Here is a 14,884-nt window from a genome sequence, read left to right as displayed (position 1 = left end):
CGCCTTATCTTGTGACCGCTCGAGACGCTGCTTCCCGCCTCCTAATAGAGAGATTGTCTACGGTTGCCCCTACCTTTGGCCAAAGTCTCTGCCGCCCACCCCGGCAATAGACAATCTGTCGCCTTCCCTCTGGCAGACTTCTTCCAGACAACCAGAGGAGGCCGCCATGACCGCCGTATTTGCCCGCACGACCTTTCACGACGCCCTCGCCCGCCTTGCCGATCCGCACCTGCTCAGGGAGCTCGCCTATGTCGGCGGTCGCTGGATCGCCGGCCATGACGGTGCCGGCTTCAAGGTGACGGATCCCGCCTCGTCGGCGACCATCGCCTGGGTCACAGCCCTTGATGCCGAGCAGGCCGGGGAGGCGATCTCGGCCGCGAGCGACGCGCTGCCCGCCTGGCGCAGCATGCTGCCGCAACAGCGCTCCGCGATCCTGCGCAAGTGGCATGACCTGATCCTGGAGGCCCGCGAGGATCTTGCGCTGCTGATGACGCTGGAACAGGGCAAGCCGCTTGCCGAGTCCAGTGCCGAGATCGACTATGCGGCCTCTTTCATCGAGTGGTATGCCGAGGAAGGAAAGCGCCTCAACGCCGAAAGCGTCACCAGCCATCTTCCCGGAGCCGAGATGATTGTCCGCCGCGAGGCTCTCGGCGTCGTCGGCATCGTGACGCCGTGGAATTTCCCCTCCGCCATGATCACCCGCAAGGCCGCAGCGGCCCTTGCCGCCGGCTGCACCGTCGTTGCGCATCCCTCCAGCGAAACACCGCTTTCAGCACTTGCCCTTGCCGAACTCGGCGAGCGGGCCGGCCTGCCCTCAGGTGTCTTCAACGTGGTGACAGGGGATGCCGCCACCATCGTTGGCCGCATGAATGCCGATGCGCGCATCCGCGCCATGAGCTTCACCGGGTCGACGGAGATCGGCAAGCTGATTGCCGGCCAGTGCGCACGGACGATGAAGCGGCTGGTCATGGAACTCGGCGGTCACGCGCCGCTGATCGTCTTCGCCGATGCCGACGTGGAGAAGGCAGCCGATATCGCGATCGCCGCAAAGTTCGCGACGTCTGGCCAGGATTGCCTCGCTGCCAATCGCATCTATGTCGAGCGGCCGATCCTCAGGGCTTTTGAGGAGGCCTTTGCTGCGCGGATTGCGCGCTTGAAGGTCGGCACCGGGCTCGACCGCGACAGCGAAATCGGCCCGCTGATGCACGAACGAGCGATCGCCAAGGTTGAGGAGCAGGTGGCCGACGCGCTGCGGCTTGGCGCCAAGCTTGCAGTCGGCGGACGGCGCCACCCGGCCGGGCCGCTTTTCTTTGAACCCACACTCCTGACCGACGCGCCCGACGAGGCACTGATCATGCGCGAAGAGACATTCGGTCCGGTCGCAGCCGTGACGGCCTTCGACGACGAGGACGAAGTGATCGCCCGCGCCAACGACACTGAGTATGGTCTCGTCGCCTATGTCGTCACAGAGAGCGGCGCGCGCCAGATGCGTCTCGGACGGGCGCTTGAGTACGGCATGGTCGCCATCAATCGGGTGAAGATCACCGGCGGACCGATCCCCTTCGGAGGCTGGAAGCAGTCGGGCCTCGGCCGCGAAGGCTCCCGCCACGGCATCGAAGCCTTCACGGAACTCAAATACCTCTGCATCGACACGGCCGCCTGAGCGCGCGCGCCACATTTCATACGCGAAAGGAAAGACCATGCTCGACAGAAGCAACGAACTTACCGCCTGGGACCGTGATCACTTCTTCCACCCGTCCACGCATATGGGCATGCATGCGCGCGGCGAGACGCCGACCCGAGTCATCGGCCGCGGCGAAGGCGTCTACATTACCGACACCAGCGGCAAGACGAGCCTTGACGCATTTGCCGGCCTCTACTGCGTCAATGTCGGCTACGGCCGGCAGAAGATCGCCGACGCGATCGCCGAGCAGGCCAAGAACCTCGCTTACTACCACGCCTATGTCGGTCACGGCACAGAAGCCTCGATCAGGCTGTCCAAGTTGATCATCGATCGCGCGCCTCAGGGCATGAGCCGTGTCTACTTCGGTCTTTCAGGTTCGGATGCCAACGAGACCAACATCAAGCTGATCTGGTACTACAACAACATCCTCGGCCGGCCGGAAAAGAAGAAGATCATCTCACGCTGGCGCGGCTATCATGGGTCCGGCGTCATGACGGGCTCGCTGACCGGCTTGCATCTCTTCCACAACGCTTTCGACCTGCCGCGCGCGCCGATCCTGCACACGGAAGCGCCCTACTTCTTCCGCCGCCCGGACCGGTCGATGGATGAAGAGCAGTTCTCGCAAGATTGCGCCGACAAGCTCGAAGAGATGATCCTGGCCGAAGGACCGGAGACGATCGCCGCCTTCATCGGCGAGCCGATCCTCGGTACGGGCGGCATCGTACCACCGCCGAAGGGCTACTGGCAGAAGATCCAGGCGGTGCTCGAAAAATACGAGATCCTGCTCGTCGCCGACGAGGTGGTCACCGGCTTTGGCCGTCTCGGGACGATGTTCGGCTCCGACCATTACGGCATGAAGCCCGACCTCATCACCATTGCCAAGGGCCTGACCTCTGCCTATGCGCCCCTTTCCGGCACGATCGTCTCCGACAAGATGTGGCAGGTGCTGGTGCAGGGCTCTGACGAGCTGGGCGCGATCGGCCATGGCTGGACCTATTCCGCCCATCCGATCTGCGCGGCCGCGGGCGTTGCCAATCTCGAACTGATCGACGAATTGCGCCTTGTCGAGAACGCCGGCAAAACCGGCGCCTATTTCCGCTCGGAACTGGCGAAAGCGCTTGCCGACCACAAGCATGTCGGCGAGGTGCGTGGCGACGGATTGATGGCGGCGGTCGAGTTCGTCGAGGACAAGGACGACCGGGCCTTCTTCGACCCGGCAAAAAAGGTCGGCCCGCAGATCGCCGCCGCCCTCCTGGAACGCGGCGTCATCGGCCGCGCCATGCCCCAAGGCGACATCCTCGGCTTCGCACCACCACTCTGCCTGACGAAGAAAGAGGCTGACATCGTCGTGAAAGCGGCCGCAGACGCGATCACATCCGTGCTCGGCTCAAAGTAAGGCCCGGCGAGCAGGAAACGATGAAAGAGGCCCAATGGCGCAATCATGCGTTTCCATTCCCTGCATGCCCGGCCGCGCAAGCGACCGGGCATAAGCTCGAAGTTCAGAAGGGCCCGCGGCCACGCGCTCAATGAAGCCTCTGGTGTCTCGGACCGAAGAAACCTCCGGTCCTCACCTTGAAGCGAATTCAAGAACGATGGCGTGCCCGCGCGGACACAGCTACGCCTGCCTCTCTCGCTTCAGCAGGTATTGAGCTGTGGTGAGGTAATAGTTCCGGGCGTTAGCATTGATCTGGCGTTCGCCCAACTCGATCAGCGCCTGGGCCTTGATCTCCTTGGCTGCCATGTTCGCAGGGTCAACGGCCAACACATGATCGATCATTTCTGCCGCCCATTGAAACTCCTTGGCCTCAATGGCTTCCCGGGCGCGGGCGATGACCTTATCTAGGCCTCCTGCCATTTCGAGCATCTTTCGGGCGCGCTCCCCGGGCGGCAGAGGATTCAAATTCGTGGCATTTCCATCGAACCAGCCGACGTAATCGGCGTAAATACCACGCACAGCCCACGCGACAGTGCCATAGTATTCTTGCAGGTAGGGGCTCTTTGAGAGCTCAGGAGAGAGTTTCACCTCCTGAACAAGCTCGTCGGGTGTCTTTCCTTGTTTGATCCCGGCCAGGGTCTGGTCGAGGACGGTCTTGATGCCGTCGCGGTAATCGGTGAGAGCCTTGCGGACCTCGTCCTTCCCGAGGATCGGGCGCATGTGGCCCTGGACCATGTAGGTGGCGTCCAAGGCGAGCATTTTGTCGAGGCTTGCGATCCACTTCTCCGGCGGCCTCAGCTTCAGGCCGCGGATCGGCGAGAGGTTCGGGTATGATTTCAGGAAATCATCGCCGGGGACCAGCACTCCCTTCCCGGCGATCCAGATCGCCGTGTTCTCAGGAGACTCCCCAGGCGTATGGATGAGCTGCATCTGCACCCCCGCCAGCTCTATGGTCTCGCTCTCCCCTCTGAACGTGCGGGTCGGCGGCAGGAATCCCTCCCGCGTATGCGGGGTCACACGGCCATATTCGAGCTGCGTACCCGCGTTGATGAACAGATGGTCAGCGAGCTTGGTGCCGAAGGCATCACCGCCGTCGCGCGGTCCTCTTCCGAACTCAGGACCAGATTCCAACAGCGTCTGATGGCTGTAGATTTCGGGGTTGTCAGATCCGGCAAACACGCTCGCGCCGCCGGAATGGTCCGGGTGATTGTGCGTGTAGATGATTGCCAGGACGGGACGTACGAAGCGATTCCCGAAGGCGTCCACGATCGCCTTTGCGTCGACGGGGTTTGCAGACGTGTCGACGATAATGGAGCCTTTCTCCCCCTGGATCAGCGTGACATTGCTCGCCGAATACCCCACGGCAGCAAAGACACCGTCCGTGATTTCGATGACTTCCTTCCGGAATTCTGCGGAACTCGCACGCAGTTGCTCGCGCCCGGCGAATTCATCTCGAGACGCGGGCGACGTCTGCCCGAGTGTTGATGCGACCATCAAGGTTAGTCCTACTTCACGGCTCCACGAGCCTTGCATGGTACGTTCAGAAATGACGGCGACCGGCCGTCTGTCGTTACGGTTGCGACTGCAACGCATCCCGTGGACTTGATATGGGAATAACTGACGGAAGTCCCGTCCTTCCTTGCGGCCAGGGTCTGCGTGGTGATCGTCGGAGACCTCAAGTCTCTTCGGCCGTGGGGCTAAAACGCGGCCGGCTGTCCTGGCCAAGCGGCGTGCCAGTGGAAAGCTACCTTTCTTTGCGCTGGTTCAAACAGCCCGGTTCCTCTTGCCTTTAGGCTGGACGTCGAAATACCCGATCGTGATTGCGCAGCGCCGAAAGATGCCGCTACGCAACTCTGGACGTGGAACAAACGTAATGCGAGCAGCCGAACCCGCGATGACATCGACATTGGCCCAGACAAGAGAGGACATCAGCCGTGCGATCGCACGGATGCACGGCGCGATCTTGAGCAGCGCCATCGACTGCGAATGCCGTGACCGCGTGGGCGAGGCACTGCGCGACCTTGAGAGGCTGGAGCGCGAGCGGATCGAGCGGAGCCTGTTGACCGCGGCCGGCGAGCAACGGCGTAGGATCGCGGCACTTCTCGAACTGCTGGATGATTTCGACCCGAAGGAGACAGATACGCTCGACGACGGCACCATGGCTGAGGCGGGCCTGCTCTTCGCCGATATCGCCGCAGCCGCAGAGTTGGGTTCCTATCTGCTAAGACAAGCGCGCCAGGTTCACCATTCGTCCGACGTGGTGCAGGAGGTGAGCAATCGTGCCGCACCCAGCGAGTGACCTTTGCCCAGCGCGTTTCGAAGGCTTGCAGCGCCGCGACGCCTCGCAGAGCAGCCGGTTCAGAGACGCGCTTCTGGACATTGCCATGTCCCAAACCGTTGCGCTCGGGGAAATGAGCTTGCTTCTCGAAACCCTGCAAGACGATAGAGGAACCGGAAGCACAGACTGGCGCTGATGTGGCCGTCTCTCGCGTCCTGGCCGTTGCGGCGAGTAGTGACATCCGGTTCGCCACGGAACCCGACGAAGGCTGCTCACATTGATCCTGGAGCCCATCCGTACAGACGCTGCGCATGGTCATGACAGGGCGTTTGGCAGGGTGGGCCGCTCCGGAAGCGGCCCACCCTTCGTCGTCCGCTTAGATATCCCAGTCGGAGTCCAGCGAGTACGCCTCGATGGAGTCGATCTTCATCTCCGCGCCGTCGGCAAAGTCGTCATTAGGCGTGTCGGCCATCCCTCCAACCGCGAGATTGACGAGCATATACATCGGCTCGTGCATATCCGCGGGCGTGTCCGTGCGGGCGATCTCCGTGTCGTCGAAGTACCAGACGATCTCATCTTCCGTCCAAAGCACGCCATAGTCGTGAAACCCATCGGTATCGGCGACCTGCACTCCGTCTCGGCTCACGGTGTGCTCGCCACTTTCGTTGGAATGGGCGGTGGTGATCACGGTATTGGTGTCCTGCCCGCGCATTTCGACGACGTCGAGTTCCGGCGGCCAGGAGCCGTCGGCGGGTAGCAGCCAGAAAGCGGGCCAGGCGCCTTGATCGTCCGGCATGTCGGCTCGCATCTCGAAGTAGCCGTAGGTCTGGGCGAAGGACGAATAGGTCGTCAGCATCCCGGACGTGTAATCATAGCCACCGATCTCGGACTGGATTTCTTCCGAGGCGCGCTCGGCGGTGATCGTCAGCACGCCGTCCTCGACCGAAAACGGGTTGATGGAAGCGGTCGGCTCATAACTCGGATTGACGTACCATTGCAGCTCGCCGTTTTCGGTTAGCGTTGCCCCCTCTTCCGGCGCCCACCAGTATTTCGCATCCCAGACACCGCCTGTGTCGCTGCGGAGTTGAAGCGTGTCGAAATCATCGGAGAAAGTCTGCGTGAAGGCGGACCGGTCCAGGCTCAGCTTGAACTGGTTCTCCTGCAATTGGTCGGTTGTCGTATCGGCGAACACCACACTTTCGCCGTCGGCGAGATGAAGGCGGAGATCGTCCCCCTCCTGGGCAGAATTGGCCAGGACCTGTTCGAACGAGGTGAACCCATAGCCATCGAGGCGGACAGTGTCGTTGGAGCTGAAATCGGCGATGAGATCGCTGCCGTTGCCATGTTCGAACACGAAGGTATCGGCTCCACCGGCGCCGATGAGCACGTCGTTACCTGCGCGTCCGTCGATGGTCTGGCTGCCCGAACCACCGGTGATGATATTGTCGGCACTGTTGCCGAACGCATATCGGTCGTTGCCGGTGACGGTCAGGTTCTCGAAATTCTCCGGCAAGGTGTAGCTCATCCACGTATCGATCGTGTCTACGCCTTCGCCGGGGGCCTCTTCGGCCCGGTTCGTCGATGAATAAAGGTAGTAGATGTCGTCGCCCGTGCCGCCGACCATCGTTACGTCGACGGAACTGTCGCCCCAGATGGAATCGTTGGCGGGCGTGCCGAAAAGGCTCGGTCCGGATCCGCTTGCGGAATACCATGCCGTCGAACTTCCGCTGTAATAGACCGGCTGTCCTAGGGCGTTCATGGCAGTTCTGCTCATCGAGAAGTCTCCTGCTTGATAGAGTGCCCCTTCCCGGTGAGCACCCCTAGCATCTCTGACTGTGGCCTGTCGCCCACACCTCCAACTCTTTTGCCCCTGCGCATTCTTCAACTGTGATGCAGCAGCTGGCCGCCGACAGGCTCCCGTGGGGATCGAGGCGCCCACCGGAAAGCAGCCTATGCGCCGGCGACGCGATTCTCAGAATGGAGAAACGAAAACGCACTCAGGCCGCAGCATCACGATGGCGCGGATTCCGATCAATACCGCATGGGAAGTCCCCACCGGTCGCTGCCTTGCCTATTGATAGATATGGATTGTCGACACGCCGAGAGTGTGTCAGCTTCCCGCCTGGGAGGCCGATCGATGACAACACCGCTATCGCATATACGTGAGATAGAGCGTGTTGGCTTGGGCGCTGCGAGCCCGCGCGATGCACCCGTGGTCCAATCCTGGCTTCGCTGCCTCAATGATTACAAGCTGGATCCGACGATCGCGCAGGAAGCCTATATCGTTCCGGGATCGAAGCTGCGCGAGCATCGCGAACAGGCTGAAGAACTGATCCGCATCGGCCGCTCCGGCCTTGAAGGGCTGTTCAACCAGGTCGCCGAACAGAACTATGTTTTGTTGCTGTCCGATGCGCGTGGCGTCACCGTCGATTTCATGGGCGACCCGACTTTCGACAACCAGCTGCGCAAGGCGGGGCTCTATCTCGGCTCGGAATGGTCGGAGAGCCGAGCAGGAACCTGTGCCGTCGGGGCCTGCATTGTCTCCGGCGAACCGGTCATCATTCATCAGGACGATCATTTCGACGCCAGCCATATCGGACTGACCTGTACGGCGGCGCCCGTCTTCGACACGCTTGGCGACCTTACCGCCGTGCTCGACATCTCCCAGCTCCGGTCACCCACCGCCAAGGCGAGCCAGCAGCTGGCGCTGCATCTGGTGTCCGCGACTGCACGCCGGATCGAGCTCGCCAATCTCATGACCCGTACCCGCAATGACTGGGTCCTGCGGCTCGCGCGGTCGCCGGAATTCCTTGATGTCGACCCGGACGCCGCCATCGCCCTGGATGGCAGCGGGCGTATCACTGGCATGACCCATGGTGGTTTCGGCGCACTCGCCCGCTCGATGAACATCCGCGGCCTCAGAACGCGTGATTTCCTTGGCCTTCCGGTTTCGGAGATCTTCGATATCGACGTAGACGACCTGCCGAATTTCATGCGCGGCCGGCCGAACGGCGAACGCCTGCTTCGAGCCAAGAGTGGTCTTGTCCTTTTCGCTAGCGCCATCGCGCCCGTCGTCAGCCTTCGCGCGCCTACCGGGCCGGAGCCGCGCCTACCCCGGGCTTTGCGCGATCTCAGTCGCGGCGACGCCGCAATGGAACGGGTGCAGACCCGCGCGGCGAAACTTGCGACCCGCAACATCTCTATTCTCATTCAAGGGGAAACAGGCAGCGGCAAGGAATATCTTGCGCGCGCGATCCATGACAGTTGCTGCGGCAATGGCAACTTCGTCGCGGTCAATTGCGCGGCAATCCCGGAGCATCTCATCGAGTCCGAACTCTTCGGCTACGCTCCCGGCGCGTTCACTGGCGCCAGCCAGAAGGGCAAGCGCGGCCTGATCGAGGATGCCGACGGCGGCACCCTGTTCCTCGACGAGATCGGCGACATGCCGCTTTCGCTGCAAAGCCGGCTGTTGCGCGTGCTCTCGGAAAATGAGGTCCAGGCGGTCGGCGCGCTGAAGGCGCGCCCGATCCGCCTGCGCGTGGTTTCCGCCTCCCACCGCGATCTCGCGGAACTGGTGAAGGAAGGCCGTTTCCGAGAAGACCTTTATTACCGCCTGAACGCCGCAACGCTCTGCCTGCCAGCCTTGCGAGAGCGCCAGGATCTCGGCTGGCTGATCGACCAATTGCTCGCTCGCATCGAGAAGGAGAACAACGAGCCCTACCGCATCGACAAGGCCGCCCGGGCGGCCTTGCTGGCGCATGAATGGCCGGGAAATCTGCGTGAGCTTTCCAACGTCCTGCGGGTCGCCGCCGCACTTTCCGAAGGTGGCCTCATCGATACCGAGTGCCTGCCGGAACATCTCTTCGCCACCCAGGTCCATTCGCTGCCAGGCGAGGACGATGCATTGAGACAGGCGCTGCGAGACTGCGGCGACAACATCTCGGCACTTGCAAGGAAGCTCGGCGTCAACCGCTCGACCATCCACCGTCGCCTGAAGCGTCTCAACTGACGCAACGCCTGCAACACCTGTTGCGCAGCAACTGTTGCATTCCCCGAGATTTTCGGCTGCGACGATTTTTAAACCATTGATATTACCCAGAAAATAGGCAGCATCGCGATCTGGCATGCCACTTGCTGCCCCTCCTGTGCAAGAACAACAGGAGGAAACACAAATGAAAGCTCTGCGCTTTCACGCCGCCAGGAATCTACGCATTGACGATGTCGAGGCCCCGCCTCAGCCCGGGCCGGGCGAGGTGCTGGTGGAGAACCGTTTCTGCGGTATCTGCGGGACCGATCTGCATGAATACGCCTATGGGCCGATCTTCATCCCGAAAGAGCCGCATCCCTTCACCGGCGCCCATGGACCACAGATCCTTGGTCATGAATTCGGCGGCATCGTGAAGGCAGTCGGCGAAGGGGTCAGCCATGTGAGGCCTGGCGACCGGGTCTCGGTCCAACCGCTGATCATGCCCCGCCGTGGCGACTATTACGCCGATCGCGGTCTGTTTCACCTGAGCGCCAACCTCGCACTTGCGGGCCTCTCCTGGCATTCCGGGGGAATGGCGGAAGCAGCCCTTCTCAACGACTACAATGTCCAGCCCATTCCCGATGCACTGTCCGACGAGGAGGCCGCGCTGATCGAGCCCACCGCAGTCGCTGTTTACGCCTGCGACCGCGGCGGCGTCACCGCCGGCAGCAGCGTGCTGGTCACCGGCGCAGGGCCGATCGGCATTCTCGTTGCGATGGCTGCGCGGGCCGCCGGCGCTTCGAAGATCTTCCTCTCCGACCCCAACGAGACGCGACTGTCGTTGGCCAAGGAAGCGCTGGGCGACGTCCGCACGATCAATCCGAAGATGGAAAAGGTCGGCGACGTCGTCCAGGCCGAGACCGAGGGCGGTGTCGGCTGCGACGTCGCCATCGAATGCGTCGGCAACGAACATGCGCTCAAGGCCTGCGCAAGCGCCGTGCGCAAGCAGGGTGTTGTCGTACAGACCGGTCTTCACCCCGGAGAAAACCCGTTGAACTGGTTCGACGTAACCTTCAAGGACATCGATATCCGCGGTTCCTGGGCCTACCCGACCCACTACTGGCCGCGTGTCGCGCGCCTGATCGCGAGCGGCCAGATTCCGGCGCGGCGGATCGTCACCAAATATGTCTCGCTCGGCGAGGCCGTTTCGGCAGGGTTCGACAAGCTACTCGATCCCGCCGGCACCCATTTGAAAATTCTGATCGACCTCAAGCGTTAGGCCGGTCCGCGTTGCGGGACGGTTGAGGAGCCGTCCCATCTTCATCACAGAGCAGGAGGAGAAACGATGCTCGAGAAGACCCCCACCACCCGCGTTCAGACGCTGCTTGATGCCTTTGGCGACGCGCTCGAAACCGGCCGCATCGACGATGCAGCCAACCTCTTCGCCGAGGAATGCTACTGGCGCGACCTCGTCGCCTTCACCTGGAATATCAAGACGGTCGAGGGCCGGGATCAGGTGCGCGACATGCTTGATGCGCAGCTCGCCTTTGCAAAGCCCTCCAATTGGCGCGTCGCCGCCGGCGAGGAAGCGACCGAGACCGATGGCGTGCTCGAAAGCTGGATCTCGTTCGAGACGGCGACCGGGCGCGGCTATGGCCTCGTGCGCATCAAGAACGGCCTTATCTGGACGCTGCTGACGGCGCTTGCCGAACTCAAGGGCCACGAGGAAAAGTCCGGCTTTACCCGCCCCCTCGGCGCCAAGCACGGCCAGAATGTCGGCGCGAAGACCTGGAAGGAGGAGCGCGAGCATGAGGAGCGCACGCTCGGCTATGAATACCAGCCCTATGTCGTGATCATCGGCGGCGGACAGGGCGGCATTGCGCTCGGCGCTCGGCTTCGTCAGCTGGGCGTGCCCACCATCATCCTCGAAAGGAACGACCGGCCAGGCGACAGCTGGCGCAAGCGCTACAAGTCGCTCTGCCTGCATGACCCCGTCTGGTACGATCACCTGCCCTACATCGACTTCCCGAAGAACTGGCCGGTCTTCGCGCCAAAGGACAAGATCGGCGATTGGCTGGAATTCTATACGAAGGTGATGGAGCTGAACTACTGGACACGCTCCACCGCCAAGTCGGCCAAATGGGACGAAGCCACGAAGGAATGGACGATCGTGGTCGACCGCGACGGCGAGGAAGTGGTGCTGCGGCCGAAACAGCTCGTCTTTGCAACCGGCATGTCCGGCAAGGCGAACATCCCGGATTTCAAGGGCCGCGAGCGCTTTAGGGGTGAGCAGCATCATTCCTCGCAGCACCCGGGGCCGGATGGCTACAAGGGCAAGAAAGTTGTCGTGATCGGCTCGAACAATTCGGCCCATGACATCTGCGCCGCACTTTACGAAGCAGGCGTCGACGTCACGATGATCCAACGCTCGACAACCCATATCGTTAAATCCGACACGCTGATGGATATCGGCCTCGGCGGGCTCTATTCCGAACAGGCGCTGGCAAATGGCGTGACGACGGGCAAGGCGGACCTCATCTTCGCCTCGCTGCCCTATCGGATCATGCACGAGTTCCAGATCCCGCTTTACGACAAGATGCGCGAGCGCGACGCCGACTTCTACGCGGAGCTGGAGAAAGCCGGCTTCCAGCTGGATTGGGGGGCGGATGGCTCGGGTCTTTTCATGAAGTACCTGCGCCGCGGATCCGGCTACTACATCGATATCGGCGCTTCACAGCTGATCATCGATGGCAAGGTGAAGCTTGCCGCGGGACAGGTGGAAGAGATCACCGAGACCTCGGTAAAACTGTCTGACGGCAAGGAAATCCCGGCCGACGTCATCGTCTATGCGACGGGCTACGGCTCGATGAACGGCTGGGTCGCGGACCTCATCGACCAGGAGACCGCCGACCGCATCGGCAAAGTCTGGGGGCTCGGCTCCGATACGCCGAAGGACCCCGGCCCCTGGGAGGGCGAACAGCGCAACATGTGGAAGCCGACGCAACAGGAGGCGCTTTGGTTCCACGGCGGCAACTTGCACCAGTCGCGCCATTACTCGCAGTATCTCTCGCTGCAACTGAAGGCACGATTGGAGGGCATCCAGACACCGGTCTATGGCCTGCAAAGCGTTCATCACAAACGCTGACGAAAGTGCGCCGACGAGAGGGCGGTTTGCCCGCCCTCTCCCCGCGCTCGTGAGAAGACCAGGCTAGCTTTAGGAGACTGGAACGCCCGCCGAAGCGCGGATGAAAGTATCTCCGAACCCGCCGCGAGCGGAGACTCTGGCAAACGCTTATCTATGGTCGTTCCAGAGACCACGCAAATCGCGCGGAGCTCTCCTCAAGGCCTTACCAGTCCATCACCACCTTGCCGGAATTGCCGGAGCGCATGGCCTCGAAGCCGTCGCGGAATTCGTCGATCCTGATGCGGTGGGTGATGACGGGAGAAAGGTCGAGGCCGCCCTGCACGAAGGCGATCATCTTGTACCAGGTCTCGAACATCTCGCGACCGTAGATGCCCTTGAGGTTGAGCATCTTGAAGATCACCTTGTTCCAGTCGATCTCGAATCCGGCCGGCGCGATGCCGAGGATGGCGATCTTGCCGCCATTGTTCATCTTGTCGATCATGTCGCGGAAGGCCGGCGCCGCCCCCGACATTTCGAGACCGACATCAAAGCCCTCGGTCATGCCGATCGCCTTCATCACGTCGGCGAGGTTTTGCTTCGAGGCGTCGACGACGTAATCGATGCCGACGCTCTTGGCGAGCGCCAGCCGCGTCGGGTTGATGTCGGTGATCACCACCTTGCGCGCACCCGAGCGCTTGGCAACCAGTGCCCCCATGATGCCGATCGGCCCGGCGCCGGTGACGAGCACGTCCTCGCCGACGAGATCGAAGGAAAGGGCGGTGTGCACGGCATTGCCGAACGGGTCGAAGATCGCCGCGACCTCGTCGGGCACGTCGTGCGGGATCGGCACGACGTTATATTCCGGCAGGCAGACGAACTCGCCGAAGGAACCCGGGCGGTTGACGCCGACGCCGAGCGTGTTGCGGCACAGATGGCCGCGGCCGGCGCGGCAGTTGCGGCATTTGCCGCAGACGATATGGCCCTCGCCCGACACCCGCTCGCCGACATGGTACTTGGTGACGGCCGAGCCGACCTCGGCGATCTCGCCCATGAACTCGTGGCCGACGACCATCGGCACCGGGATGGTCTTCTGCGCCCACTGGTCCCAGTTCCAGATATGCACGTCGGTGCCGCAGATCGCCGATTTCTTCACCTTGATCAGCACGTCGTTCGGGCCGATCTCCGGCACCGGCACCCGCTCCATCCAGAGGCCTTCTTCCGGCTTCGATTTCACCAGCGCCTTCATCATGTTCGTCATCAGTCTCTCCCTCAGATCACGCCAAGCTCGCGGCCGACCGCTTCGAAGGCGGCGATCGCCCGGCGTACGTCGTTCTCGCTGTGGGCCGCCGACATCTGCGTGCGGATGCGCGCCTGTCCCTTCGGCACCACCGGGAACGAGAAGCCGATGACATAGACGCCCTTTTGCAGCATGCGCGCCGCCATCTCCTGGGCGAGCGCCGCATCGCCGAGCATGACCGGGATGATCGGGTGCCCTTCGCCGGCAAGCGTGAAGCCGAGCTTCGACATCTCGGTGCGGAACAGGGTGGCATTGGCATAGAGCCGCTGCCGCAGTGCATCGCCGTTCTCGATCAGGTCGAAGACCGTGAGCGAGGCGGCGGCAATGACCGGCGCCAGCGTGTTGGAAAACAGATAGGGCCGCGAGCGCTGGCGCAGCCACTCGACGACCTCGGCCTTGGCCGAGGTGTAACCGCCGGAGGCGCCGCCGAGCGCCTTGCCGAGCGTGCCGGTGATGATGTCGATGCGGCCCTCGACGCCGCAATGTTCGGCCGAGCCGCGGCCATTTTTGCCGACGAAGCCGACCGCATGGCTGTCGTCGACCATGACCATGGCGCCGTATTTGTCGGCGAGGTCGCAGACGCCTTGCAGGTTGGCGATGATGCCGTCCATCGAGAACACGCCGTCGGTGGCGATCAGCTTGAAGCGACTGCCCTCCGCCTTCTTCAGCTCCTCCTCCAGTGCTGCCATGTCGTTGTTGGCGTAGCGGAAGCGCTTGGCCTTGGAGAGCCGCACGCCGTCGATGATCGAGGCGTGGTTGAGCGCGTCGGAGATGATCGCGTCCTCTTCGCCAAGCAGCGTTTCGAACAGGCCGCCATTGGCATCGAAGCAGGAGGAATAGAGGATGGTGTCTTCCAGGCCGAGGAACGACGAGATGCGGGCCTCGAGTTGCTTATGCTCCTCCTGCGTGCCGCAGATGAAGCGCACCGAGGCCATGCCGTAGCCGTAACGGTCGAGCGCCTGTTTGCCGGCCTCGGCGAGTTCCGCGTTGTCGGCAAGGCCGAGATAGTTGTTGGCGCAGAAGTTGAGCACGCGGTCGCCCGAGGCGACCTCGATCGCGCCCGCCTGCTTCGAGGTGATGACACGCTCCGACTTGTACA

10 protein-coding genes are annotated in these 14,884 nt (G+C 62.4%); 6 read left to right on the top strand and 4 right to left on the bottom strand.

Annotation, left to right across the window (positions count from 1 at the left end; genetic code table 11):
* Window positions 1-166: 166 nt before the first annotated feature.
* Window positions 167-1,663 (top strand): NAD-dependent succinate-semialdehyde dehydrogenase, encoded by a 1,497-nt coding sequence (locus ACTJKM_RS22290; protein ID WP_058328958.1) that lies wholly within the window; start codon window positions 167-169, stop codon window positions 1,661-1,663.
* A 37-nt stretch (window positions 1,664-1,700) separates the two neighbouring features.
* Window positions 1,701-3,080 carry an aspartate aminotransferase family protein gene (locus ACTJKM_RS22285; protein WP_058328959.1) on the top strand — a complete coding sequence of 460 codons (1,380 nt, stop codon included), beginning with the start codon at window positions 1,701-1,703 and terminating at the stop codon, window positions 3,078-3,080.
* 219 nt (window positions 3,081-3,299) lie between these two features.
* On the opposite strand, the gene ACTJKM_RS22280 is transcribed toward ACTJKM_RS22285, so the two are convergent.
* Window positions 3,300-4,613, bottom strand: a complete 1,314-nt coding sequence (locus tag ACTJKM_RS22280; RefSeq protein ID WP_440660935.1) for an alkyl sulfatase dimerization domain-containing protein — start codon at window positions 4,611-4,613, stop codon at window positions 3,300-3,302.
* 379 nt (window positions 4,614-4,992) lie between these two features.
* Here ACTJKM_RS22280 and ACTJKM_RS22275 point away from each other — a divergent pair, with 379 nt between their 5' ends.
* The gene (locus ACTJKM_RS22275; RefSeq protein WP_440660934.1) at window positions 4,993-5,418 is read left to right on the top strand and encodes a hypothetical protein; all 426 of its coding nucleotides are present in this window, start codon (window positions 4,993-4,995) and stop codon (window positions 5,416-5,418) included.
* A 355-nt stretch (window positions 5,419-5,773) separates the two neighbouring features.
* On the opposite strand, the gene ACTJKM_RS22270 is transcribed toward ACTJKM_RS22275, so the two are convergent.
* Window positions 5,774-7,171 (bottom strand): family 16 glycosylhydrolase, encoded by a 1,398-nt coding sequence (locus ACTJKM_RS22270; protein WP_113515146.1) that lies wholly within the window; start codon window positions 7,169-7,171, stop codon window positions 5,774-5,776.
* Between the two features lie 363 nt (window positions 7,172-7,534).
* Here ACTJKM_RS22270 and ACTJKM_RS22265 point away from each other — a divergent pair, with 363 nt between their 5' ends.
* From ACTJKM_RS22265 to ACTJKM_RS22255, 3 genes are all read left to right on the top strand, one after another.
* A complete protein-coding gene (locus ACTJKM_RS22265) occupies window positions 7,535-9,406 on the top strand; it encodes a sigma-54-dependent Fis family transcriptional regulator (protein WP_440660933.1) in 1,872 nt (623 codons plus the stop codon).
* A 163-nt stretch (window positions 9,407-9,569) separates the two neighbouring features.
* Window positions 9,570-10,643, top strand: a complete 1,074-nt coding sequence (locus tag ACTJKM_RS22260; protein ID WP_440660932.1) for a 2,3-butanediol dehydrogenase — start codon at window positions 9,570-9,572, stop codon at window positions 10,641-10,643.
* Window positions 10,644-10,709: 66 nt separating this feature from the next.
* The gene (locus ACTJKM_RS22255; RefSeq protein WP_440660930.1) at window positions 10,710-12,509 is read left to right on the top strand and encodes an NAD(P)/FAD-dependent oxidoreductase; all 1,800 of its coding nucleotides are present in this window, start codon (window positions 10,710-10,712) and stop codon (window positions 12,507-12,509) included.
* A gap of 202 nt (window positions 12,510-12,711) precedes the next feature.
* Here ACTJKM_RS22255 and tdh read toward each other — a convergent pair whose 3' ends face one another.
* Window positions 12,712-13,746, bottom strand: a complete 1,035-nt coding sequence (gene tdh, locus ACTJKM_RS22250) for an L-threonine 3-dehydrogenase (RefSeq protein ID WP_440660734.1) — start codon at window positions 13,744-13,746, stop codon at window positions 12,712-12,714.
* A gap of 11 nt (window positions 13,747-13,757) precedes the next feature.
* Window positions 13,758-14,884, bottom strand: a 1,127-nt coding sequence (locus ACTJKM_RS22245; protein ID WP_440660929.1) for a glycine C-acetyltransferase, incomplete at its 5' end; no start/stop codon positions are given.

Source organism: Ensifer sp. 22460 (assembly GCF_052044935.1).
Classification (GTDB): domain Bacteria; phylum Pseudomonadota; class Alphaproteobacteria; order Rhizobiales; family Rhizobiaceae; genus Ensifer.
This window is presented reverse-complemented; position numbering and strand designations above follow the sequence as displayed.

Coding starts and splice junctions, on each gene's coding strand:
- ACTJKM_RS22260 (WP_440660932.1), top strand. CDS start 9,570: ATGAAAGCTCTGCGCTTTCACGCCGCCAGGAATCTACGCATTGACGAT.
- tdh (WP_440660734.1), bottom strand. CDS start 13,746: ATGACGAACATGATGAAGGCGCTGGTGAAATCGAAGCCGGAAGAAGGC.
- ACTJKM_RS22270 (WP_113515146.1), bottom strand. CDS start 7,171: ATGAGCAGAACTGCCATGAACGCCCTAGGACAGCCGGTCTATTACAGC.
- ACTJKM_RS22255 (WP_440660930.1), top strand. CDS start 10,710: ATGCTCGAGAAGACCCCCACCACCCGCGTTCAGACGCTGCTTGATGCC.
- ACTJKM_RS22280 (WP_440660935.1), bottom strand. CDS start 4,613: ATGGTCGCATCAACACTCGGGCAGACGTCGCCCGCGTCTCGAGATGAA.
- ACTJKM_RS22265 (WP_440660933.1), top strand. CDS start 7,535: ATGACAACACCGCTATCGCATATACGTGAGATAGAGCGTGTTGGCTTG.
- ACTJKM_RS22285 (WP_058328959.1), top strand. CDS start 1,701: ATGCTCGACAGAAGCAACGAACTTACCGCCTGGGACCGTGATCACTTC.
- ACTJKM_RS22275 (WP_440660934.1), top strand. CDS start 4,993: ATGCGAGCAGCCGAACCCGCGATGACATCGACATTGGCCCAGACAAGA.
- ACTJKM_RS22290 (WP_058328958.1), top strand. CDS start 167: ATGACCGCCGTATTTGCCCGCACGACCTTTCACGACGCCCTCGCCCGC.